This window comes from Herpetosiphon sp., from assembly GCF_003512625.1.
Classification (GTDB): Bacteria; Chloroflexota; Chloroflexia; order Chloroflexales; family Herpetosiphonaceae; genus Herpetosiphon; species Herpetosiphon aurantiacus.
In genome coordinates this window covers 112,773-134,639 of sequence record NZ_DOPT01000029.1, presented here as the reverse complement: position 1 = coordinate 134,639, position 21,867 = coordinate 112,773, and the positions used below count along the sequence as shown (strand labels likewise).

The 21,867-nt window shown below is 50.2% G+C and carries 14 protein-coding genes; 3 read left to right on the top strand and 11 right to left on the bottom strand.

All coding sequences use genetic code 11. From position 1 onward, the window contains the following. Positions 1-211: 211 nt before the first annotated feature. On the top strand, positions 212-1,030 hold the full coding sequence (locus DEF47_RS07115) for a sugar phosphate isomerase/epimerase family protein (RefSeq protein ID WP_012192465.1): 819 nt from the start codon (positions 212-214) through the stop codon (positions 1,028-1,030). A 150-nt stretch (positions 1,031-1,180) separates the two neighbouring features. Here the strand turns inward: DEF47_RS07115 and DEF47_RS07110 are convergent, their stop codons facing one another. After that, complete coding sequence (locus DEF47_RS07110) at positions 1,181-1,858, bottom strand: YczE/YyaS/YitT family protein (protein ID WP_012192466.1); 678 nt, start codon at positions 1,856-1,858, stop codon at positions 1,181-1,183. A 182-nt stretch (positions 1,859-2,040) separates the two neighbouring features. Here DEF47_RS07110 and DEF47_RS07105 point away from each other — a divergent pair, with 182 nt between their 5' ends. Beyond that, positions 2,041-3,165 carry a S1C family serine protease gene (locus tag DEF47_RS07105; RefSeq protein WP_012192467.1) on the top strand — a complete coding sequence of 375 codons (1,125 nt, stop codon included), beginning with the start codon at positions 2,041-2,043 and terminating at the stop codon, positions 3,163-3,165. A 93-nt stretch (positions 3,166-3,258) separates the two neighbouring features. After that, positions 3,259-4,356: a M20 family metallopeptidase gene (locus DEF47_RS07100; protein ID WP_012192468.1), complete on the top strand. Its 1,098-nt coding sequence runs from the start codon at positions 3,259-3,261 to the stop codon at positions 4,354-4,356. Between the two features lie 179 nt (positions 4,357-4,535). Here the strand turns inward: DEF47_RS07100 and DEF47_RS07095 are convergent, their stop codons facing one another. The 10 genes from DEF47_RS07095 to pyrH form a co-directional block, all read right to left on the bottom strand. Beyond that, on the bottom strand, positions 4,536-5,282 hold the full coding sequence (locus DEF47_RS07095) for a DUF4388 domain-containing protein (RefSeq protein WP_012192469.1): 747 nt from the start codon (positions 5,280-5,282) through the stop codon (positions 4,536-4,538). A 160-nt stretch (positions 5,283-5,442) separates the two neighbouring features. Next, the gene (locus DEF47_RS07090) at positions 5,443-15,654 is read right to left on the bottom strand and encodes a beta strand repeat-containing protein (RefSeq protein WP_287045045.1); all 10,212 of its coding nucleotides are present in this window, start codon (positions 15,652-15,654) and stop codon (positions 5,443-5,445) included. A 32-nt stretch (positions 15,655-15,686) separates the two neighbouring features. Further along, positions 15,687-16,814, bottom strand: a complete 1,128-nt coding sequence (locus DEF47_RS07085) for an ABC transporter substrate-binding protein (protein WP_041305003.1) — start codon at positions 16,812-16,814, stop codon at positions 15,687-15,689. Between the two features lie 20 nt (positions 16,815-16,834). Then, a complete protein-coding gene (locus tag DEF47_RS07080; RefSeq protein ID WP_012192472.1) occupies positions 16,835-17,332 on the bottom strand; it encodes a phage tail protein in 498 nt (165 codons plus the stop codon). Positions 17,333-17,376: 44 nt separating this feature from the next. Continuing rightward, positions 17,377-17,892 (bottom strand): phage tail protein, encoded by a 516-nt coding sequence (locus tag DEF47_RS07075; RefSeq protein WP_012192473.1) that lies wholly within the window; start codon positions 17,890-17,892, stop codon positions 17,377-17,379. Between the two features lie 54 nt (positions 17,893-17,946). Further along, complete coding sequence (locus tag DEF47_RS07070; RefSeq protein WP_012192474.1) at positions 17,947-18,459, bottom strand: phage tail protein; 513 nt, start codon at positions 18,457-18,459, stop codon at positions 17,947-17,949. A 17-nt stretch (positions 18,460-18,476) separates the two neighbouring features. Then, positions 18,477-18,959, bottom strand: coding sequence for a GNAT family N-acetyltransferase (locus DEF47_RS07065; RefSeq protein ID WP_012192475.1), 483 nt, complete (start codon positions 18,957-18,959; stop codon positions 18,477-18,479). Between the two features lie 58 nt (positions 18,960-19,017). Continuing rightward, positions 19,018-20,163 carry a type 1 periplasmic-binding domain-containing protein gene (locus DEF47_RS07060; RefSeq protein ID WP_041305005.1) on the bottom strand — a complete coding sequence of 382 codons (1,146 nt, stop codon included), beginning with the start codon at positions 20,161-20,163 and terminating at the stop codon, positions 19,018-19,020. Between the two features lie 297 nt (positions 20,164-20,460). Next, positions 20,461-21,021 (bottom strand): ribosome recycling factor, encoded by a 561-nt coding sequence (gene frr, locus DEF47_RS07055; protein WP_041305007.1) that lies wholly within the window; start codon positions 21,019-21,021, stop codon positions 20,461-20,463. A 28-nt stretch (positions 21,022-21,049) separates the two neighbouring features. Next, a complete protein-coding gene (gene pyrH / locus DEF47_RS07050; RefSeq protein ID WP_012192478.1) occupies positions 21,050-21,796 on the bottom strand; it encodes a UMP kinase in 747 nt (248 codons plus the stop codon). Positions 21,797-21,867: the final 71 nt, after the last annotated feature.

The window sequence follows — 21,867 nt, the reverse complement described above, 5'->3', positions numbered from 1 at the left end:
AGCTATCCTGTCTGCGCCTTTGTTGAACCCTTTCCGTGCGTGAATCACGCCCATGAATGCATTGAAAACCATAATCGTCTTCCAAACTATAATCCATTAAGTGCGCCTAGGATAGCACAAACCATCAAGCAGCGTGATCGGTCTTTAGTCCGAATCCGAAACTCCAGCATATCTCTTTAATCAACCAATTGATTTAGTAAGGAATACTTCGATGAGTTTACAAATTGGCCTGAATGGGCGTTTTTTCGAGCAAAATTGGCGACCAGCCCGTGATGAAATTGATTTTGCAGCTGCCAGTGGTTTTGCCAGTATTCAGTTTCAGGGCAAGCCAGCAGGCCTACAAGTTGCCGCCTTGGGAGCCGATTTTGCTAGCATTCGGCAACAACTTGAAACTAAGCAAATTACGGCGGTAATGGAAATCAATCTGCAAATTGATGCTACTGGTCGGGCTGCAACAGGTCAAACGCCATTCGAAGTGCTCGAAGCTAATTTGCCTGCGATTACTGGCTTGGGTTGTAAATATGTGCATTGGCATCTGAACAATCAGCCAGTGCTGGAATTTCAACATGTTGCTGAGCTTGAAATTGGCTTGCAACCCCAATTTGCGGCTGGGGTAGCCTTGGCTCAGCAGCATGGCTTTAAATTTGGCTTTGAGCACAACGATCCCATCTTGCGCTTGTTTACCACGCCGCAAGCATGCCGCCAACTCTTGGATGCTGTGTCAGATTTAGGCTTTGTCTGGGATTTCAATCATACCTTGCCAGAGGATTTAGCTGGATTTTTACAATTAATTCCGCGCATGAGTATGCTGCATATCTCCGATACGCCTTTGCCTGAAGTTAATTGCCACCTGCCTTTGGGTATGGGAACAATTGATATTCCAACCTATTGCCAAACTTTGGTTGCTGCCAATTTTCATGGCCCGGCCATCTTAGAAATTGGTGGTTTGCCCAAATCAGGTGGTTACGGGCGTGATACTGATGCTGCTTTGATTGATTCGTTGGCATGCTTGAAGGCTGCTTTATTGTAAGTTGCCTGAGCGCTTTAGAATCTTAGCTCATAGTTCAGCTAGCCGACCGAGGAGTACGCCTCGATATCCATAACAAAAGGACGTTTCTATGGCAGCTAGGAAGCATCAATCATCCAATGAGCCAGAGAGCGTCCTTTTGTCGGGCCAAGGTTAAACTGAAGGTGCAGTTTCAACTGGCTCGGTCATGCTCGGCTCAGGTTTGACTGAATGTGGCAAGGCTTTGAACAATTTCAAGCCCCATTGCACCGCAGGCCCAATGCTAACCGCGAATAGCAACGTGCCCCAGCCTACGTCGCCGCCCATGATCCAGCCCAAAAATAACACTGAAAGCTCGATTCCAGTGCGTACATGGCGTACTGGCCAATTGAAACGGCGCACCAAAAACAACATAAAGCTATCGCGTGGGCCGGCTCCCATATTGGCTCCGATATAGGCTCCGATGCCAATACCACATAGGAGCAAGGCAACCAGATAGTAGCCCAACTGCCATGGCCATGAGCTTACCGCAGGAATAAATGGCATAGTGAGGTCGGTGACTAGCCCAATCAAAATAATGTTGCTGATTGTGCCCCAACCAAAGCGAATATCAACCACCAGCAGCATTGCCATCAGTGCAAAGCCCACCAGTTCGCTAACCAAACCAACTTTCAGGCCAGTTAGTTTGTTAATCCCTTGATGAAAGAGATCCCACGGCCCCAACCCAAAATGGCTCTGCATCATAAAGCTAATCGCAAGGCCATACATGCTTAAGCCAAAGATCAATTGAACCCATTGGCGTGCCGCAACTGGCCGAAAATCGAAGTGACGGGCGATAAATGAACCAAACATAGAGCCATCCTTGTGGAGCAATAAACCAATAGTATGTGTTCTAACAGATTGTCCTAGCGACAACGAGTGACAATTGTGGCATATGGATTAGGACAATTATAGCCAACTTTGACCGTAGGAGGATGGCGCTGCTTTTGCTATACTCGCTCTAGATTCCCGATGTTTTGTTATTTGGAGGTTGTATGCAGCTTCGTGATCGTTTGGGTTGGATGCTGAGTGGTCTATTGCTGGGCATGCTATTGATGGTTAGTTGCGATGTGGTCAATCAAGCTTCTACGGCTCAGCCAAGTGTGGTTGATGCTGCCGCTGTGCCTTCAACTGGACCATTGGCCACCGCTGCTGCCCAAATGCCTGTTAATCAGGCTGGCGTTGATGCCTATAGCAATGTGATTCGGGCCGTTTACAATCGCGGTAATCCTTCGGTGGTGCGAATTGACGTGCAAAGTGAGCAAGGCGAATCGCTCGGAACAGGTTTTGTGATCGATAAACAGGGCCATATTGTCACCAACAATCACGTTGTTGGCAGCAGCCGCAGCGTGTTAGTCAATTTTATCGATGGTGATGCAGGGATCGCCGATGTGATTGGCGTTGATAGCGATTCAGATTTGGCAGTAATTAAAATGCGTAATCCTGATCCTGCTATTCTGATTCCTGTTGAGTTTGGCGATTCGGCGGCGGTGCAAGTTGGCGATGTGGTGGTAGCGATTGGGAATCCCTATGGTGAAAATCGTACCGCGACTGCGGGGATTATTAGTGCGATTCGTGGAGCCAAGAATGAGGGTGGCGGCAGTACCTTTTCAATTCCTGGGGTGTTGCAAACCGATGCGGCGATTAACCCAGGCAATTCGGGCGGGCCATTGTTCAACAGCCAAGGCCAAGTAATTGGGGTCAATACCTTTATTCTCGACCCATCGGGGCGGGGCGCGAATATTGGCTTGGGTTTTGCAGTGCCGATTAATTTGGTTAAGCTGGTGGCCCCAGCGATTATTCGCGATGGCAGCTATACGCATCCATTCTTTGGCGCGGCGGTAAGTAGCGTTGATAGCTATTTTGCTGAAGTTAATAATTTACCAAGCAAAGGCATTATTATTACCCAACTCTACAATGGCCCTGCTGCCGAGGCTGGCTTGCAAGTGGGCGATGTGATTGTCTCGGTTAATGGTGAGCCAATGCTTGAAGCTGGCGATCTGATCACGCTCTTAGAATTAACCACCCAACCAGGTGATCGGATGACGGTTACGGTGGCCGAGGGCAATGGCCGCACCCGTGATGTGCAAGTGCTGGTCGGGGCACGTCCAGGTCGCTAAATTAACGAATAATCAAGATTCAACCCTTAGCCCTAGCGTGTTGCGCTGGGGCTTTTGCTACAATACAGTCAGGTTTATCGAAAGGGGTTCTGTGTGTCAATCCGTACAAGTTTGGTTGATCTGACCACGCGCTTGGTGGCGATTCCCAGTGTTTCCGCCGAAAAACGCGATTTGCAGCCAGTGATCGATCTGGTGGTGGCTGAATTAGCCGATTATCCAGCGGCGTTGTTGCATCATCGCGATGCTAATGGCTACCCAATGTTGGTGGTCAATTTCAACCAAGAACTGCGCAGCGATCTTATTTTGAATGCCCATTTGGATGTTGTGCCAGCCCGCCCTGAGCAATGGCACGCCTTCGAGCATGATGGCAAATTGTATGGTCGTGGCACGCAAGATATGAAGGGATCGGCGGCGGTCTACATTGAAATTATTAAAGAAATTGCCCAATTGCCTGCTGAGCAACGCCCTAACGTAAGCTTTCAATTTGTGACCGATGAGGAAATTGGCGGAGCAAATGGCACAGCCTTATTGCGTGATGAAGGCTGGCAGGCTAATTTATTTATTGCTGGCGAGCCGACCAACCTGAATATTTGTCATGGAGCCAAGGGCATTTTATGGCTGGCAGTTGAGCAACCAGGCGTGCCAGCCCATGGTTCGCGGCCTTGGGAAGGCGTGAATCCGATTGAGCGTTTGGCAAGTGGCCTTGGGCGTTTGTACGAATATTATCCAACGCCTGCGCAAGAAATTTGGCGCACTACGGTTACGCCTTCGATTATCAAAGGCGGCGATGCTGGCAATCGGATTCCAGCCAATGCCCAACTGAATCTTGATATTCGCTGGACACCCGAAGAAGGTGCTGATGCGGTGATTGATAACGTGAAGCAAGCCTTTGCAACGAGCAGCGAACCCAATCCCAATGTGCAGATTTTGCATCGTGGCACGGCCCTAAATACGCCAGCCGAGGAGCCAAACTTACAACGCATTGTTGATGCACAACAATCCAGCCTTGGTCGCCAAGCCCAACTCTTCCGCGAGCATTTTGGCTCCGATGCCCGCTTCTACAGCGATGCCGGAATTCCAGCGGTCTGTTGGGGGCCAGAAGGTGCAGGCTTGCATACCGACGACGAGTGGGTCAGCATCGATGGCTTGGTCGATTATTATCAGGCGGTCAAAACCTTGTTGGGTATGTAGGTGATCCACGAAGGCCGAGGGATCAGGGATCAGGGGTTAGGAATCAGCTTGGCAATGCGAGGCTGAATCCTGATCCCTGATCCCTGATAAACTCTGTGCCGCTGTGTTAACGTTCATTAAACAAATTGGCTATAGCACGGGAGCACTGTAGCCAATCAAGGAAGCTGTTGCAATATTGTTTAGCGGCGGACTGGGCCTTGAGCCAAACGACCAAGCAGACCACCTTGATTTGGGCGACTAATATCGCTCGTTGGCGTTGCTGCTGGTTGGGTTGGCAGTGGAGCCGTCGTCAACTCAGGTTGTTTGGCTGGGGTTAGGGTTGGCGTTAAGCTAGCCAAGGGCATTGAGGCAGTTGTTGGCTCCAACACCTTGGTTTCTAAGCTTTTAGCAGGATCAACCCCCATAATTGCCACTACGCCAGCTTTGATCAAGCGAACAATTGCCCGTGAAACATCAATTGGCTCGATGATCAAACGTTCAGCTATCTGGCGAATGCTGCTTTCACCATTGATTGTCCGTGCTACTGCCACCGCCATCGAATCGAGTGGTTGGCTGGGCGTTGCGCCATTGCGAATATAGGGAATCGCATTATCGCTAGGGATAAAAATACGCAATTCACTCCATGAACGAGCGCGATCCTCAGCCTCGTCACACAAACTCATTGCATCCGAGAGCATGGTTTCTTGGGTTAGCTCACGTAAATCGCGCACCGCGAATTCAGCATTGGGTTCTTCAAATAGCAGCCAAACTGCCTCTGGCCCAACTTTATCGTTATATTCAGCGTGGCGCACCAACCCATCGCGGGTCAGGATCAAGCCACGTCCATGTTTGCCGACAATTTCAAGCTCGCCACACATTGAGCTTTGTTGCATGAGTTCGAGTAATTCGCGTAAAGGAAAGCTGTTGAATGTGCCTGTTAGTTCCATGGCAACCTCCCGAATCTGTTTGCCATAGTAACATAACTAGCTTATACATATGTCAATCTGTAGTCCCCTTCTTGGTTAGTACTGAGATTTACTCCTGCGGTTAAAACAATCACGAGGCAGTAGTACTGCCCCGTGACTTCCGTTAAGCGTTCATTTGGGTTTAGCGTGGTAATGGTCGTTCTGGCACGCCAGTCAAATCTTCTGGGGTGCTTGGGCGTTGCTCATCAAAGACCAAGGTGGTGTTGGCAGGCACAATGTATGGCCCGCGAATATTGTTGTAGGTTCCACCATTGATTTCGTGAGTTTCCAGAATCGCGCCATAGTTGGTCAAGCCAAACGAATCGGCTTGGGCGTAGATCCGACTGCCAGCACTGAGTTGGCCTGGTGGCACGAAGCTCAAATCTGAGCGATAGTATTGGCCACCGCTGATTAATGTCAAGGTTGCATTCGGCGCTAGCACCGGTGCATTGGTTGGAACTGCCCATGCCATCCCGAAGAGACTAATACTATTCCATGGTTGGTTGACTGCGGTTGGCGCTTGGAATGGATTGATATAGGCATCAACCCAATAGCCGCCCGACAGTGGCTCCGAACCTGTGTTGCGAATTGTGACGCGGACTGTGCCATTCAGTACTTGAATGCTATCAACCACTACGTCAACCGAAGCTGGTTTGGTCGCCATTGGGATGAAGACCAAGGCTCGATCGTCGTTGATGATTGTGATTGTGCTGGTGATTGGTGTGCCGAAGGCTGTCCCAGCTGGGTTGGTCAAACTCAACAAGATGGTTTCGTTCAGTTCATAGGTGCTATCATCAATGATTGGCACAATCACTTGAACGCTGGTTTGACCTTGTGGGATGGTCAGCGTTTGGGTGACTGGGGTGTAATCGCTGAGCGTTGCCGTACCATTGCTGGTGGCAAAGGTTACCTGAACTGCGCTATTTGGATTTGGCGCGTTTAGTTGAACGGTTACGGTTGCGCTGCCCGTTGCTTCGACCACCTCGTAATTGTTGAGGCTGAAGCTGATGCGTGGCACAACCAAGGCCACAATCGCGCTAGCACTATTGTTGGCCAACAGTTGGTCAATATCATCGCTGACACTGACATTGTTGATTAAGGTTGTATCGCTTGCCAAGCTTGGGCTGATAATCCCCGAAATTTGAATCGAACCGCTTGCGCCCGCTGGAAGATCGTTGACCGTCCAAACGTAACTTGGGTTGGCTCCCGTATCGGTGATCGTCAGGCCTTGGCTGCTCACATTCACATTGGTCAGCAATGGCGAGACAATATCGGTCAAGACGATGTTGCTGGTTTGCAGGTTGCCAGTGTTGGTCAAATGGATGGTAAAGGTGACTGGCGTACCTGGCGTTGCAACACTTGGTGTAACTTGCTTGCTGATTGCCAAATCGACGCTGGTTAGCGTGACGGTTACATCATCGCTAGCGTTGTAGCTGCGTTCTAAGTTGACCGTGCCACTGGCCGAAGTCCAGGTGAGATCAACCTCGTTGACCAAGCTTGCGCCAATTGCCAAAGCTGGTGGCGAAGCAACACGGGCTTGGTAGCCTAATACTGTGGTTGAGCCAGTTGCGAAGCTAGCGAAGGTTGCTTCGATCGTTGAGCCATTGATTACAAAGCTGGTTGGAGCTGGACCTGAGATAACGCTCAGTGAACCAGCAACCGCACTCAAACCAGTTGGTAAACTATCTGCAACCAGCAGATCATAGGCAATCGAATTGCTTTGGGCGGTGTGTTCAATCGTCAAGGTGTAATCGAGCACTTGACCAAAGTCAGGTGTGCTGTCATCAACTGCCTTCACGATGGTCAAGGTTGGTTCAGCGACATCGACGGTGGCAGTATTGACCGTATCGGTCAAGCTTGGGTCGGCGCTACCATTGACGCTATTCAGCAGTTTTGCGCCACGTACCACGCTACTGCTGCCATCGACGGTTGCTTGGTAGGTAATCGTAAAGCTATCACTATCGATCGTATCAGCATCGTTGACATTGCCTGGGTTGACCACGCTGCTGGCAGCAATTGTCAAAGTTTGGCCACTGAGGTTAGCGGTCAAGCCATTGACAGTCATTCCGTTGGCGTTAGCTACACTGGCCGAACCAGCGACATAGGTCAAACCAACTGGCAGGCTATCAACAAAGCTTAAGTTATTGGTTGTACCTTCGAGTACGGTTGCGGTTAAGACGTAGGTCACAACTTCGCCGAAGGTCACTTGGTTGCCAACTGTGCTTGCAATGCTGGTGTTCGCCACGGCTTTTTCAAGCGCGAAGCTGGTTGCTACGCTGTAATCCAACACATTGCTGTCAGCAGTGAAGCTTGGTAATTGCGAACCGCTAACATTCTTCCAGGTGATTGATCCTTCGCTGCTTGCCGTTGCACCTTGGTTGATGCTATTGGGCAGCGTGTACTCCACAATCACGGTCAGTCGTTGGTCGTTGTTGCCATTGGTATTGATCAAGAGATTAATGTTGCCAGTGTTGATCAAATCACCGTTGGCATCGAAGCCCAAATTACCACTAAAGTTGGTGCTGGTTGCACCATCGCTGACAATCGCCGAGATCAAGGTTGGCGTACCAAAGCTTGCTGGCAAGTCAACATTCAAATCAACATCATAGGCCGAGGCCAAGCTGTTGGTGGTATGGCTAATCACCAGTTGTTGGCGGATTCTATCGGCGGCATCTACGCCACCATCAGCCGTAAGTTTGCTCAAATTGATGTTGAGGTCAGGCTCAACCACGGTTACCGTGACCGAGTTATCGTTATCGCTCAGGTTGGGGCTAGCCGTTGCATCAACATTGTTGGTCAAGGCTGTACCCGAAGGCACGTTTTGGCCGATGGTTGCACGATAGACCAAACTAAAGTTATCGGTATCGAGGCCATCGCCTGGGTAGCTACCAGGATTGGTCGCTGGATCGACGCGGAAGATCACCGTTTGGCCTACGCTGGTCACCGTAAAGTTATTCAGCGTGATTCCGCCATTGCTCAAGATTGCTCCTGAGCCAACTTCATAGCTCATGCCAACTGGCAAGGTATCGGTTAGCACGATATTGCTGGTGCTGCCTTCAATCACCTCAACTTCGAGGGTATAGGTGACGGTCTGGCCAGCTGAAACCGTGCTCGCTGCTGGCACAATTGCTTTGGTTACTGTAAAGAACGAAGCAATCGACGCATCAATGCTATCGGTCTTGCTATAGCGTGGCAAGCTTACATCGGCTGCGTTGCGCCAAGTTACGCCGCTTTGCATGCCAGCCAAGCTAGCCGGAGCAGCAGTGTTGTTAACTTCAGCACTAATCGTCAAGACAATTTGCGAGCCAATTGGCATGCTTGCTGGGGTATTGGTTTGCAGGTTGTTGCCAACAATTGTAAAGCTACCACCAGTTGCCCCGCCAGTTTGTTGGGCGCTCACAATGTTCAAGTTGCTGAGGTTGCTGGTAAAGCTGCTAGTAATTGCAACCGTGTTCGCATCCTGTGCATTGGCTCCAGCAGGATTGTTGACCGTTACGACAAAGGTGATTGGATCGCCTGCTTCGAGTTGAGCATCGCTGGTTTCAGCAACACTTAGCGTCAAGTCGGGTTCGCGCACAGTCACGCTAACCGAATTGTCGTTGTCGCTTAGGCTTGGATCGGCGGTTGCATCAACGTCGTTGGTCAAGGTTGTGCCAAGGCTTACGTCGTTATCAACCATGGCTCGGTAGCGAATCACAAAGCTATCGCTATCGGTTGCTGCGGCGTTATTGACATTGCCTGGGTTGACCACGCTGCTGGCCGCAATCGTTAATGTTTGGCCGCTTACGTTAGCGCTAAAGCCATTGATCGTCATGCCATTGGCATCGAGCACCTGGGCTGAACCAGCAACATAGCTCATACCAACAGGCAAGGTATCGACCCAGCGAGGGTTGGTCGTTGTGCCTTCCAGTACCGTCGTAGTTAAGGTGTATTCAACCACTTGGCCTGGCGAAACCGTACTAACTGCTGGCGAAATCGCCTTCGTCACGCTCCAAACACTTGGAGCAGTAATGGTTGGGGCGGAACCCGTTGCCGTATAGACTGGGCGGCTAACTCCGCTAGCGTTCGACCAAGTTGTGGTTGCTGAATTGTCAATTGTCGAGTCTGGCGTAATCAGATCGCGCACTGTGCCTTGAACAATCACTGTCAGTACCTGATCGTTCGAGCCATTGGTATCGATCAAAAGATTGAGATTGCCAGTTACTCGGAGCACACCACCGCTGAGTGAGAAATTACCAGAAACATTGGTGCTGGTTGCACCATCGCTGACAATCGCTGAAACCAGCGTCAGGTTTTGGAGTTGTAATGGCAAGGTGTCAGTCAGCAAGACCGAGGTTGCATTATTGTTGCTGCTTGGCACGTGAGCTACGCGAATTTGGTAGCGTACCGTGTCTCCAGCGTCAACGCCACCTGTCGCGGTAGTGATGGTCTTGACCACGCTCAAGGTTGGCTCAACCACGGTCACCGACACTTGATTATTGTTATCGACCAAGCTTGGGCTAGCGCTTGAATCAAGGTCGTTGGTCAAAACCGTGCCACCAGCGACATTACCGACGACTGTTTGATAGGTCATCAAGAAGGTGTCGATATCAACGTTGCCAGCATTGTTGGTATTGCCGGGGTTGACGATACTGGTTGCGCTAATCGTCAGGGTTTGGCCGCTGAGCGCGACGCTGAAATCGTTGATCGTCACGCCGTTGGCATTCGAGATTTGCGCCGAACCTGGCACATAGCTCATACCAGTTGGAATCGTATCAACCCAGACTGGATTGAGGGTTGTACCTTCAATCACGGTCGTGCTAACGGTGTAGGTTACGACTTGACCGATGCTGACTTGGGTGATTGGCGGAACAATAAACTTACCAACTGTCCATGTGCTCGCCACATTGATCGTGGGAGTCGTGGCACTATCGTTATAGTTGGCATTGAAGACACCGCCCGGGTTACGCCATGTAAGGTCGGCAGTATTGTTGATCGTGCTGAGTGGCGTAGTTGAGTCTGCCACTAAGCCACGAACCATCAAGGTCAACACTTGGTCGTTAGCTCCATTAGTGTTGAGATCCAATCCAAGGTTGCCAGTGGTGCGTAATTGGCCACCAACAATTGTGAAGTTGCCAGCAACATTGGTGGTAGTTGCCCCATCACTGATCGTTGCCGAGAGAATGCTGGTAGCAGTCAATTGGCTGGGCAAGGTATCGGTAATCATCACACTGGTGGCGTTGGCTCCGCTACCTGCGGTTGGCTGCACCTTGATGAAATAGCGTACTTCATCACCAGCGTCGATCCCAGTTGTAACTGAATTGATCGTCTTGCTGATGTTGAGTTCTGGCTCAACCACCGTTACCGTAACTTGATTGTTGGTATCGCTCAAGCCTGGGTCGGCACTCGCATCAACATCGTTGGTAAGCAATGTACCGCTGGTGGCGTTGCCTGCTACGGTTGCCTGATAGGTAATCGTAAAGCTATCGGTATCAGCAACCGCTGCATTATCCACGTTGCCTGGATTGACCACGCTGCTAGTGCTGATGGTGAGTACTTGGCCGCTGATATTGGCGGCAAAGCCATTGACCGTCATGCCGTTGGCATTTTCAATCACTGCCGAAGCTGGTACATAGGTCATGCCAACAGGCAAGGTATCAACCCACTGAATATTATCGGTTGTACCTTCGATCAGGGTTGTGCTCAAACGGTAGGTGACAGTTGCTCCAGCCCCAACTTCAGGGCCAGGTGCAACTACCGTTTTGGTGACGCTAAAGTTGTTGGCAACGGTAATTGTTGGCGCAAGAGCGGTCGCCGTGTAGCTGGCCCGTTGGACACCAGCACTATTACGCCAGGTCACGGTTGCAGCGTTTGCAATCGAGCCACCTGGATTAATCTGGTTGCGTACTTGGCCAGCTACAACGATCGTTAGGCGTTGATCGTTGGTGCCATTGGTGTTGAGCAACAAGTCTGGCGGCGTAAGCGTGACCAAATCGCCGCTGCCGTTGATGCTAAAGCTACTGGCAACATCGGTATTGGTTGCACCATCGCTAATTGTGGCACTTTCAATCACCATATTTATAATGCCAGCGGGCATATCATCGCTAATATTAAGGTCAAAGGCATTGCTGTCACTAGTAGCTTGTGGCGAGACTTCAATGCGGTAGCGCACGGTATCGCCTGCATCAACTCCAACCGCGCTGGTCGTGAGTGCCTTATCAATCGCCAAGAGTGGTTCAACCACGGTAATGCTGGCGGAGTTATTGTTGTCGCTCAAACCTGGATTAGCAGTTGCATCAACGTCATTGGTTAGCACCGTGCCAGTAACATTGCCAGCAACATCATTGACCGTAGCCTGATAGGTAATCGTGAAGCTATCAGTATCAGCAGCAGCAGCATTATCAACGTTACCCGGGTTGGTTACACTGCTAGCACCGATAGTCAGTACTTGACCGCTTAATGAGACGTTCAGGCTAGGGATAGTCATGCCATTGGCGGTTTCAACGGTTGCTGAACCTGGTACATAGCTCATACCAGCGGGCAAGGTATCAACCCATTGCAGATTATTGGTCGTGCCTTCGATCACGGTTGTACTTAAGCGATAGGTAACAGTTGCGCCGACGGCAACGTTTGTGCCTGGTGCTGCAACCGTCTTGGTAACACTAAAGCTGGCCGGAATCGTGATGCTTGGCGCAAGATCGGTGGCAGTGTAGCTGGCGCGTTGCAGGTTTTCGCTATTGCGCCATACCACAGTGGCAGCATTGGCAATTGTGCCACCTGGGTTGACGGTGTTGCGAACCGTGCCGCGCATTACAATCACCAAAACTTGATCGCTCGGCCCGTTGGTATTCAGCGCTAAGTCTACTGGGGTAAGCGTGACCAAATCGCCGCTGCCATTGATGCTGAAGTTACTGGCAACATCGGTATTGGTTGCGCCATCGCTAATCGTCGCGCTTTCAATCACCGTACCTTGCAAGGCAGCCGGCATATCATCGGTGATATTGAGACCAAAGGCGTTGGCATTGCTTGCTGCTTGAGGGAAGACTTCAATTCGATAGCGCACGGTATCCGCAGCATCAACCCCGGCAGTGCTGGTCGTGATGCTCTTATCAATCGACAAGAGTGGCTCACGCACCGTAACACTCACCGAGTTGTTGTTATCGGCTGCAACGCCATCAGCAGTTGCATCAACATCATTGGCTAATACCGTCCCAGCAACGTTGCCAGGCACATCGTTAACCCGAGCCTGATAGGTAATTGTAAAGCTATCAGTATCCATAATGTTTGGAGCATCGGAGTTGCCGGGGTTGACGACACTTGCTGTACTAAAGGTCACTACCTGACCGACAGGTGAGACAGTTACGGTCGCTATGGTCATCCCATTGGCATTGAGTGAGGATGAACCAGTTACATAACTCATCCCAGCAGGTAAGGTATCGACCAGCTGAATATTGCTGGTTGTACCTTCTAAGACTGTGACGGTTAATTGATAGGTAACAAGGCTGCCAATCGTAGGTGTGCTACCTGCAATCACCGATTTGGTCACGGTAAACGGCGCTGGAACCGTAATATTCGGTGCAGTGCTCGAATCGTTATAATTTGAGCGCTGGAGCGACGTTGCATTACGCCAGGTAATATTGGCAGTATTGGCAATCGTTGCGCCAGGGGCAACTGTATTATTGACAACGCCGCGTACAACAATTGTCAAGGATTGATCATTTGGACCATTGGTATTGATATTAAGATTAGTGGCTGTTGTGGTTGAAAGTTGACCAGAGCCATTGATTGTGAAATTACTGGTCACGTCGGTATTGGTTGCACCGTCGCTGATTGTTGCTGATTCAACCACTGGTGAGCCAAGCACCGCAGGTAAATTATCAACTACACTCACATCATAAGCTTGGGCGGTGCTGGCAGCGGTATGGCTGACCCGAATCTGGTAGCGCACCGTATCGCCAGCATCAACAGCGGTTGATACGCCAACGATGGTTTTGCTTACATCCAAAAATGGTTCAACAATCGTCAGGTTATGAGTGTTGCCATTATCAACTTGGCCGGGGCTAGCCGAAGCATTGACACTATTGGTCAAAACCACGCCGCTGACATTGGCTGGCACATCAAGCACTTTTACTTGATAGGATAAACGGAATACATCGCTATCAGCGGTTGCGCCGTTATCAACATTGCCTGGATTGACGACACTGCTTGCATTGATCGTTAAGGTTTGGCCACTGACATTGGCAATTAAGCCATTGATCGTCATTCCATTGCTATTACTAACGTTAATTGAGCCTGGCACATAACTGGTGTTCGCAGGCAGGGTATCGACAAATTGTAAGCTATTGGTCGTTCCTTCAATCACGCCAACGTCAAGATGATAGGTAACATCTTGGTTAATCAACGCCTCAGTTTCAAGGCTCGATTTGCTGACGGTAAAGGCGCGGGCCATCGTGGCGTTCACATTCGCGCTACTATCAGTCAAGCCTGTAACACTGCCAAGTAAGCTGGTATTGCTCCACGTTGCATTGGCAGTATTGCCGAAAATTGCGCCAGCAACGCTTGTATTGGCAACTTTGGTGTTCAGCACCAAGGTTAATTTTTCGCTGTTGTTGCCATTGGAGCGGTAGCGTAAGCCAAATGGGGTTGAGGTTGCCAGATCGCCGCTACCAACCGAGAGGTTGCCAGCAACATTGGTGCTGTTTGCCCCATCACTAACAAGCGCACTGACAATCGTGGGGCTATTCAGTTGGGCTGGTAAATCATCGGTCAGGTTGAGATTAAAAGCATCGGCCAAACTCAACGAAACCGTATCAGCGCCTTCAACAATCGTGGCATGTTCAACTTCGATTTGATAGGTTAGCGTGTCGAAGGCATCGAGGTTGGTAATATTGCTGGTGATGGTTTTGCGTACATTCAGAATTGGCGTAATCAATTGGCCAAAAATTTCTGATTCGCCAGTAGTTTGACCATCACGATTGTCAGCCCCACCCCAAACAACTAAGGTATGGTTGAGGGTCTGGCCAGCGTAGGCAATTCCAATAAAGCCATTGGCAAAGAAATTATCGTTACCATTTGGCCCCATATCGCTGACTTGCACATCATTGGGGGCGATGCGTGCACCCGTTGCAGCATTGATTTTTTGGGTGAAGATTTCGCGCTCGGTATTGCCAGCTGCGCTGGGAGCCATCCACGCGATGATAAACTGGTTATCCCGCGAGTTATAAGTAATAACTGGGTCAGTTGAAACCCCGGTGTTGGTTGATGAGAGGGTCAACAGTCCACCAGTTACCGCTCCTGCCCCGCTGACGATCTGTCCATAAACGTTATAGACCGAGTTGGCCACGTTATCGCCCGACCAAAGCACTAAATAGAGATTGTTGGTTGGATTGTAGCCAACATTCACATCAAACGAATCTTGATTGGCATTATTGGCGATCAAGAAATCGTCTGCACCAACTTCGGCGAGGGCGGCAGTTAAGCGTTGGCCATAGACATCAAAATCGCCGTCGGTGCCGCTATCGTCGGAGCGCCAAACAACTAAATATTCGTTGGCAGCACTATTCCAAACGATATTGGGGTCTTCTGGGCGAATAGTTGCACTCCCAGTTGTGCCAACATCGGAGACTTTAACATCGCCGCCAACCTCAATCAGGTTACCGCCGCTAAAGCCAAGCAACTGGACATAGACTTCAAACTCACCATCGATGCGACCGCCAGCCAGATCATCGCCGTACCAAACCACCGCATATTGATTGTTGGTGGCGTTATGGGTAACGGATGGTTCAAAGGCATCGGCGGTATTCACGCCATCAGTACCCATTTGGCTGACCCGCAACGGCGTACCAATCAAGCTGCCGTTGGCGGCAACCCGCTGAGCATAGACTTCAAGCTCATTGGTAAGACCGACGGCAACTTGGCTATCGCCTTCAAAAATGACTAAATATTCGTTGTTGACGCTATTCCAAACGACTTGCGGTTTGCCATAAGCATCATTCGCATCAACGTCATCGGCAATTAAAAAGTCATTCGTGCCAATTTCGAGGCCGGTCACTGCATCGATCAATTGACCATGCAAGTTTAATGAGCCAGTGGCGGTTTCTAAGCCTTCCCACACCAAAAGATATTGGCTATCGGTGACGTTATAGGCAACCACAGGGTTCACAGCAATGCTACCATCAGCATTGCCAACCCCGCCCATATCGCTCAACAACACATCGTTGGAGCCGAGAAGTGGCGCAGCCATGGGGCGTTCAGCCGACGTTTGGGCTTGCTGCACAGGCTTTGGAGCGGCAAAGGCTCCACTTCCTTGCAGCACAAACAGCACTCCAACGAGGAGTGCCGCTACCACAGCAGAAAGTCGAGATTGTTTCAACACAGCGGGATACCTTTCTGTTTGGGTTACCTTCATCAGACACACAAATATGAGTTGAGCCAGCCACTGCGCGGCGCTTGTTCAATGGTGCGAAGCAGTGGATTAAGATCAAGCGTCGCAAGCTCAAGCGCGATAACTTGGTTGCTGGTTTGATCGGTTGGATGAGCTTGAATAAGGTACAACTGTGGCACACTGGTTTGTTGGCTTGAATAACGTTCGATTGAGCCGCGTGGGGTCATCCAGGCTACGTTGCTCAGCGCATGCAACAATCCTTGATCATCGGAATTGGGCGACTTAAGCAGTGCCTGAGCCAGGCAAGCTCCAGCCTCTAGGCCTAAAAGCTGCGCCAATGCTTCAAATGGGTTTGTTGCTGCATTCGCTGACGAAAGGAGATCTGGATGCCATGGCAAACAGGTCGTTAGGGCTAGCTTTGAGCGTAGCTCAGGCTCGATTTCAAACCAAACCATCGGACTAACGACTAACGATCGTTTGCCAAGCAATGGACTATCTGCCCACGCCGCTAAAAATTGTTTTGCCTCAGGGCCGCATGCCGTATAAAAGAGCAGATCGCTAGGGGTTTCTGCCAAATAATGCCAGAGTGGCGTAAAATTGCCGCGATCAGGCGCAACATGGCTCAGGTAGTGACCAACTGTCTCGCCGCCAGCCTGGTTAAACCCCTCTAAAAGGGCATAATGCAGATCATAACCACTATCGTAGTGGCTCAACGCATGCACGGTGCTGCGGCTCAGCTGTTCCGCCGCCCACCGTCCAAGCGCATAATGGGCCTGCCATAACCCCAAACTGTGTTGAACAATCCACGGATGCTGTTCGCTCGTGCGTGGAATATTTTCACCAAGGTTGACGACCAGCGTTGGGCGTGGCATGCGCTCTAAAAATGGCGTAATGTATTCAATTAGGCCACTTTGCAGCCACAATACTAAAATATCAATATGGCGATTGCCAAGCAATTGTTGAATTTTTTGCTCAAGCAGAATCACCCCAGCGCCAACTTCTTCAACAACCACATGAACATCCTTGATCATGCCATCGTGAATGCTGGGAGCCAGAGCGCTACGCAAGCCTTGCTCAAATTGCTCGGCAATCGCTGATCGATCGACTGCGAAAGGGACGAGCATACCAATACCCAAACGCTGATTGTTCATTCCTTTAAATCCTCAACCTATTAAGTCTGCGATGGGAAGATGCCTTGTAAGGCAATACAAAAGTTAATTGTCAAAAACGGAGCCATATTCAGGTGGGCTTGGCTGCCCCCAACATTACTAACCGCCAGTGGGTTCATCGTACCATTTGGGCCTGTGGTGGTATAGCCATTCACCCCACTCGAACGGGCAGGCGGATAGCCACTAGCGCTATTGGCTGGTTGGTTTGAGGCGGCTAAGCTATGATTATGGGTTGGTAATTCTGTAATACTCAAGGTATGTGCTTGCTCACCCGCCCGTTCGCCTAAAGTATGCCCACCACCCATATGGATCGGAATGCGCCCACGTAAATCGGGCAAAGCAAAATTTGTTTGACCATTGCCACCATAAGTTGTACCTAAAAGCGAAAATAAGGCCTGATTTTGGTTAATGGGCAACAATTGACCATTACACAAAGCCCAACCCTTGGGGGCAAATACGAACGAAAACAGGCGAATTTCGGCTAAAAATGGTTCTGCCATATTAATGTCATCCTCTTAAATAGCTTAATGCCGATCGTTCGAACTTAGGTGCGGGGTGGGAAGACCCCTTGTAGGGCAATAATAAAATTCAGGGTTAGATAGGGCTGCATATTATTATGCGGTTGATCTCCACCAGTTAATGAAAGTTCTTGCGGCGATAGCGTTGTATCGGGAGCATTGCGAAAGGCATCGGTTGATTCGCTGCCACCAAAGAGATTATTCGTTGGATCAGCATTATTGCCATCGATCCCAACATAATTAAAGATATGGTTGTGGCTGGGGATTTCGCTTTGTAATAAGGTGACAGTTTCAGAACCACCAGTTTCTCCCAGATCGCGTAAACTCAAGCCTGGCCCTTGTCCTTGATGCATTGGGGAACGCCCTTGGAAATCGGGCAGGGCAAAGTTGCTTTTGCCATTACCACCATAGGTTGTGCCTAACAATGAAAATAATGCAGTATTTTGCGAAATTGGCAATAATTGACCATCACAAAAAGCCCAGCCACGGGGAGCAAAGTTGAAGCCAACAATCCGAATCTCAGCAACAAATGGGTCTGCCATACAAGCACCTCAACAACTACATATACTTAACGATTCAAGGTCGGCTTTTTTCGCCTAAGTTGGGGATGGGAAGATGCCGTACAAAGAAATAATGAAATCAACAACTAAATATGGTTGCATATTCTCATGTGGCTGTGAACCACCAATTAGGCTAATGGTGTTGTTGGCAAATGGTGAAAGATCACCTGCCGATGCACCTGCTACGTACAGATTAGTCGCACCAGCTTTGGCCCAAAACCCATTTTGGGGGATATTGGTTGTACCATTGTTAGCGCTGACCAACGCTGGGTGGCTATGGGCAGGCATTTGCTGAACAGTCAGGGTGATTGTTTCAGCCCCGCCGGTTTCGGCCAAAATAAACCCATTGCCTTGGTGCAAAGGGAACCGCCCGCGTAAATCGGGCAAGGCAAAGGTTTCTTGCCCATCGCCGCCATAGGTTGTGCCAATTAATTGAAAGAGCGTTTCATACTCTGAGATCGGTAATAACTGCCCCTCGCAAAACATCCAGCCAGCTGGGGGGAAATTACCGCCAAACATCCGAATTTCACCGACATACGGTTGTGCCATGAGCGATCCTCCAAAAACTAAGGCCGCCATTCCATTTCGGTGTACATACTCAAGCCACCGACAGCTTGAAATCCCAAGCGCTCGTACCACGTACTGACGCGAGGATTTTCTTTATAGACATATAAACGAATCCGGCGTTGGCTGGCTTTGGCCTCAGCGATAAACTGGGTCATGAGTTGCCGACCAATGCCGCGCCCACGAAATTGCGGCAGAATCGTTATATCTAAAACGCGCATCAGGGTTGAACTTTGAAATGTGTACCAGTTGCCAACGGGTTTGGCTTTGTGCAGCACAATTTGGTAGCTGCCATCGGGGTAGTGTTGCATGTAGTGGGTATGTTGGGCATGGTATTGCATGTTGATGAAATCGGTCTTGCGGGTTTCATCCCAATCAACCCGTGCCAATTCGGCTGCCCGGGTTGAAGCATACAAATTAATCAGCAGCGACTCATCGTTGGGAGTCGCTGCCCGCAGACTCAGTGGGGCTGCTAATCCAATCATCGGTGATCTCCTTCAGCACACCAAACCCTAGAGAATCAAGCAAACCGAGTCTTTGTGTTTATTCAAAATATGGTTGAATTACGCCGCTCCGCGTTGCATCAAGCCGCTGTTGAACGCTGGATTGATCAAGCGCTGCCAAGCTAATTGGCGCTGCTTGGCGTTGTTGGCTAACCAAAAAGTGCAAATAGGTTGGAGCATGGCTTGTGCGATAGGCATTGATAGTGGTTGCCCCCCGCAATCCATCGTAGCGAATCGTTTTTTGCCCAGCCCGAGCACTGGCAATCAACAAAGCGGTATCGTAGCCAAGCGCATGATGGCGGGTTGGTTCAGCCCCATAGACTTTGCTAAATGCCTGGTGGAAGCTTGGATTATTCGCCGTGCTCCAACCACCAGCATAGGCCAAATCCAGTCCTTGTTTGCGCAGCCGTTGAGCTAATTTGGCATCGAGCGTAGCATTGGGCGTAATCCACAAGGCTTTGCTGCTAGTGGTGTAGCTATGCCACCATTGCTGCGATTCGGCGGCATTGAGCGCTAGGTACACAACATCGGGATTGAGGCTAGCAACTTTGGCGGCCAGATCGGCTGAATCGAAGCTAAAATCGCCAATTAACTCAGCGCCTGCTGCCAACAACCCTTGGGCAAAACCCCACGTACAATCGTAGCCACTGAGCGCATTTGAACGAATGATGATGGCGCGTTTGCCCCGTTGTTGGCTCGCCCAAACTGCGCTTTGCCAAGCAGCATCGGCCAGGCCAAAACTATTAATCAACAGATTGGGGCTGGGGTTGGCAACCGCGAAATGTTCGCCCAAGGTGGCGGCAATGATCGTCTGATTGGGCAAGCAGTCGCTTAAGGTTTGGATGCCTAAGGCTGTGCCAAGGCTTAGCCAAATATCTGCCGTTGCAGCCTTGGCGGTGAATAGGTGGTTGAGGCTTTGGGGCATTTGAAGATTAAATCGAAAGGGAACTGCTGCTTGCTCGCTGGCAAACTGCAAACCTGCCAAAAACGCTAGCGTTGCACGATGGCTGTGCAATTCTGTGGGCAGGATAACTCCAACCTGCATTACCTCTGGCTCTCGTAGCCGAATAGGGCTTCCCTCGTTGGCAGCGGCTAGCTCGGGCATGCTGGCAAGCAACCCGGACATAGCGCCCAACTTGAGAAACTGCCGCCGATTGATGGCTTGATTGTGATCTTGATCGGGCATGGTGGCATCCTCAAATGTATTAAATGTGGGTGTGGATCGGGCAATGCGCCAAAAGCATACCATAGCCCTGGAATAACCCTTGTAGGAAAAAGGTCATAGTAGCATATAGTACCTAGGCTGATAGATAAAAGATTAAAAAACCACCGCATGGGGTGCGGTGGTGAAATGAGCCTTGCAAGAATCAAAACTTACACTTGGCTCATGGGGGATTTTTGGGCTTGTGCAGTCGGTTGAGTTGAATTAAGCGTTGGCCTACTGGTGGTAGGCCAACGCTTAATTTACCAACAGCCACAAGTCCTAGACTTCCATGACCTCGGCTTCTTTGGTTGTGCCGATCGTTTCAACTTCCTTTTGGAAGCGGTCGGTCAATTTTTGCAACTCTTCCTGGCCACGACGCTCGTCATCTTCCGAGATGGCCTTATCTTGTTGCAATTTGCGAATGGCATCTTGGGCTTCGCGGCGCACATTGCGAATCGCCACTTTGCCATCTTCAACTTTGGCCTTGACCTGCTTGACCAACTCCTTACGACGTTCTTGGGTCAATTGGGGAATCGCCAAGCGAATGACGCGGCCATCGTTGCTCGGGTTGATTCCCAACTCGGAATTTTGGATGGCCTTTTCAATCGCCTTGATTGCCCCTTGATCGTAGGGTTGAATCGTGATCATACGTGATTCAGGGGTAGCGATGTTGGCCAACTGGTTGAGCGGCATTTCAGAGCCATAATATTCAACCTTCAAATCTTCGACCAAGGCGGGAGAGGCGCGGCCAGTGCGCACAGCACCAAGGGTATGGCGCAACGAATCGATGCTCTTTTTCATTTTGCTTTCGGCATCGCGTAAAACATCTTTAACCGTCATACTAAAACTCCTTGTCATTTGGCTAATGCTACCCAGCGGTAGCGGGGGCTTCAGTGTTGGCTTTGCTAATCAAGGTACCAACCTGCTCACCTAGCACAATTCGTTCCAAATTGCCTGGGGTATCGAGGCTAAATACAATGATTGGAAGATTATTATCCATGCAAAAGGTCAGCGCCGTACTGTCCATAATCGTTAAGCCACGGGTTAGGGCATCAAGATAGGTGATATGGTCAAATTTGGTTGCTTTGGGGTCGGTGCGTGGGTCAGCGCTATACACCCCATCAACGCGGTTTTTGGCCATCAGAATAACATCGGCATCGAGTTCGGCAGCGCGTAAAGCTGCGCCCGAATCGGTGGTGAAATAAGGATTACCAGTGCCAGCGGCCAAAATAACCACTCGGCCTTTTTCCATATGGCGCACCGCTCGCCGTCGAATGTACGATTCTGCCACCTCATCCATTTTAATCGCGGTCATGGCACGGGTTTGCATGCCGTTACGCTCAAGCGCATCTTGCAAGGCTAAGGCATTGATAATTGTTGCCAGCATGCCCATATAATGTGCTTGGGGTGGTTCCATGCCAGCTTTGATTGCTGGGCCACCACGCCAGATATTGCCGCCGCCAAGCACAATTGCCACTTGCACCCCATGCGCCAACAATGGCTTAATCTCGGCTGACATATAGTTTAACACGTCAGGCGAAATATTGGTTTTACCATCGCCAGCCAATGCTTCGCCACTGAGCTTGAGCAAAACCCGTTTGTAGCGTGGTTGCATACCAGAACCCTCCAAGTGAAAGTCAAAAGATCAAAAGCAAGGAAGAAACAAACACCTGCGTGATTTCAGAA

Bases quoted from the DNA above. Each gene is read 5' to 3' on its own strand.
- DEF47_RS07115 (WP_012192465.1), top strand. From the start codon at position 212: ATGAGTTTACAAATTGGCCTGAATGGGCGTTTTTTCGAGCAAAATTGG.
- DEF47_RS07110 (WP_012192466.1), bottom strand. From the start codon at position 1,858: ATGTTTGGTTCATTTATCGCCCGTCACTTCGATTTTCGGCCAGTTGCG.
- DEF47_RS07105 (WP_012192467.1), top strand. From the start codon at position 2,041: ATGCAGCTTCGTGATCGTTTGGGTTGGATGCTGAGTGGTCTATTGCTG.
- DEF47_RS07095 (WP_012192469.1), bottom strand. From the start codon at position 5,282: ATGGAACTAACAGGCACATTCAACAGCTTTCCTTTACGCGAATTACTC.
- DEF47_RS07085 (WP_041305003.1), bottom strand. From the start codon at position 16,814: ATGAACAATCAGCGTTTGGGTATTGGTATGCTCGTCCCTTTCGCAGTC.
- DEF47_RS07080 (WP_012192472.1), bottom strand. From the start codon at position 17,332: ATGGCAGAACCATTTTTAGCCGAAATTCGCCTGTTTTCGTTCGTATTT.
- DEF47_RS07075 (WP_012192473.1), bottom strand. From the start codon at position 17,892: ATGGCAGACCCATTTGTTGCTGAGATTCGGATTGTTGGCTTCAACTTT.
- DEF47_RS07070 (WP_012192474.1), bottom strand. From the start codon at position 18,459: ATGGCACAACCGTATGTCGGTGAAATTCGGATGTTTGGCGGTAATTTC.
- DEF47_RS07065 (WP_012192475.1), bottom strand. From the start codon at position 18,959: ATGATTGGATTAGCAGCCCCACTGAGTCTGCGGGCAGCGACTCCCAAC.
- DEF47_RS07060 (WP_041305005.1), bottom strand. From the start codon at position 20,163: ATGCCCGATCAAGATCACAATCAAGCCATCAATCGGCGGCAGTTTCTC.
- frr (WP_041305007.1), bottom strand. From the start codon at position 21,021: ATGACGGTTAAAGATGTTTTACGCGATGCCGAAAGCAAAATGAAAAAG.
- pyrH (WP_012192478.1), bottom strand. From the start codon at position 21,796: ATGCAACCACGCTACAAACGGGTTTTGCTCAAGCTCAGTGGCGAAGCA.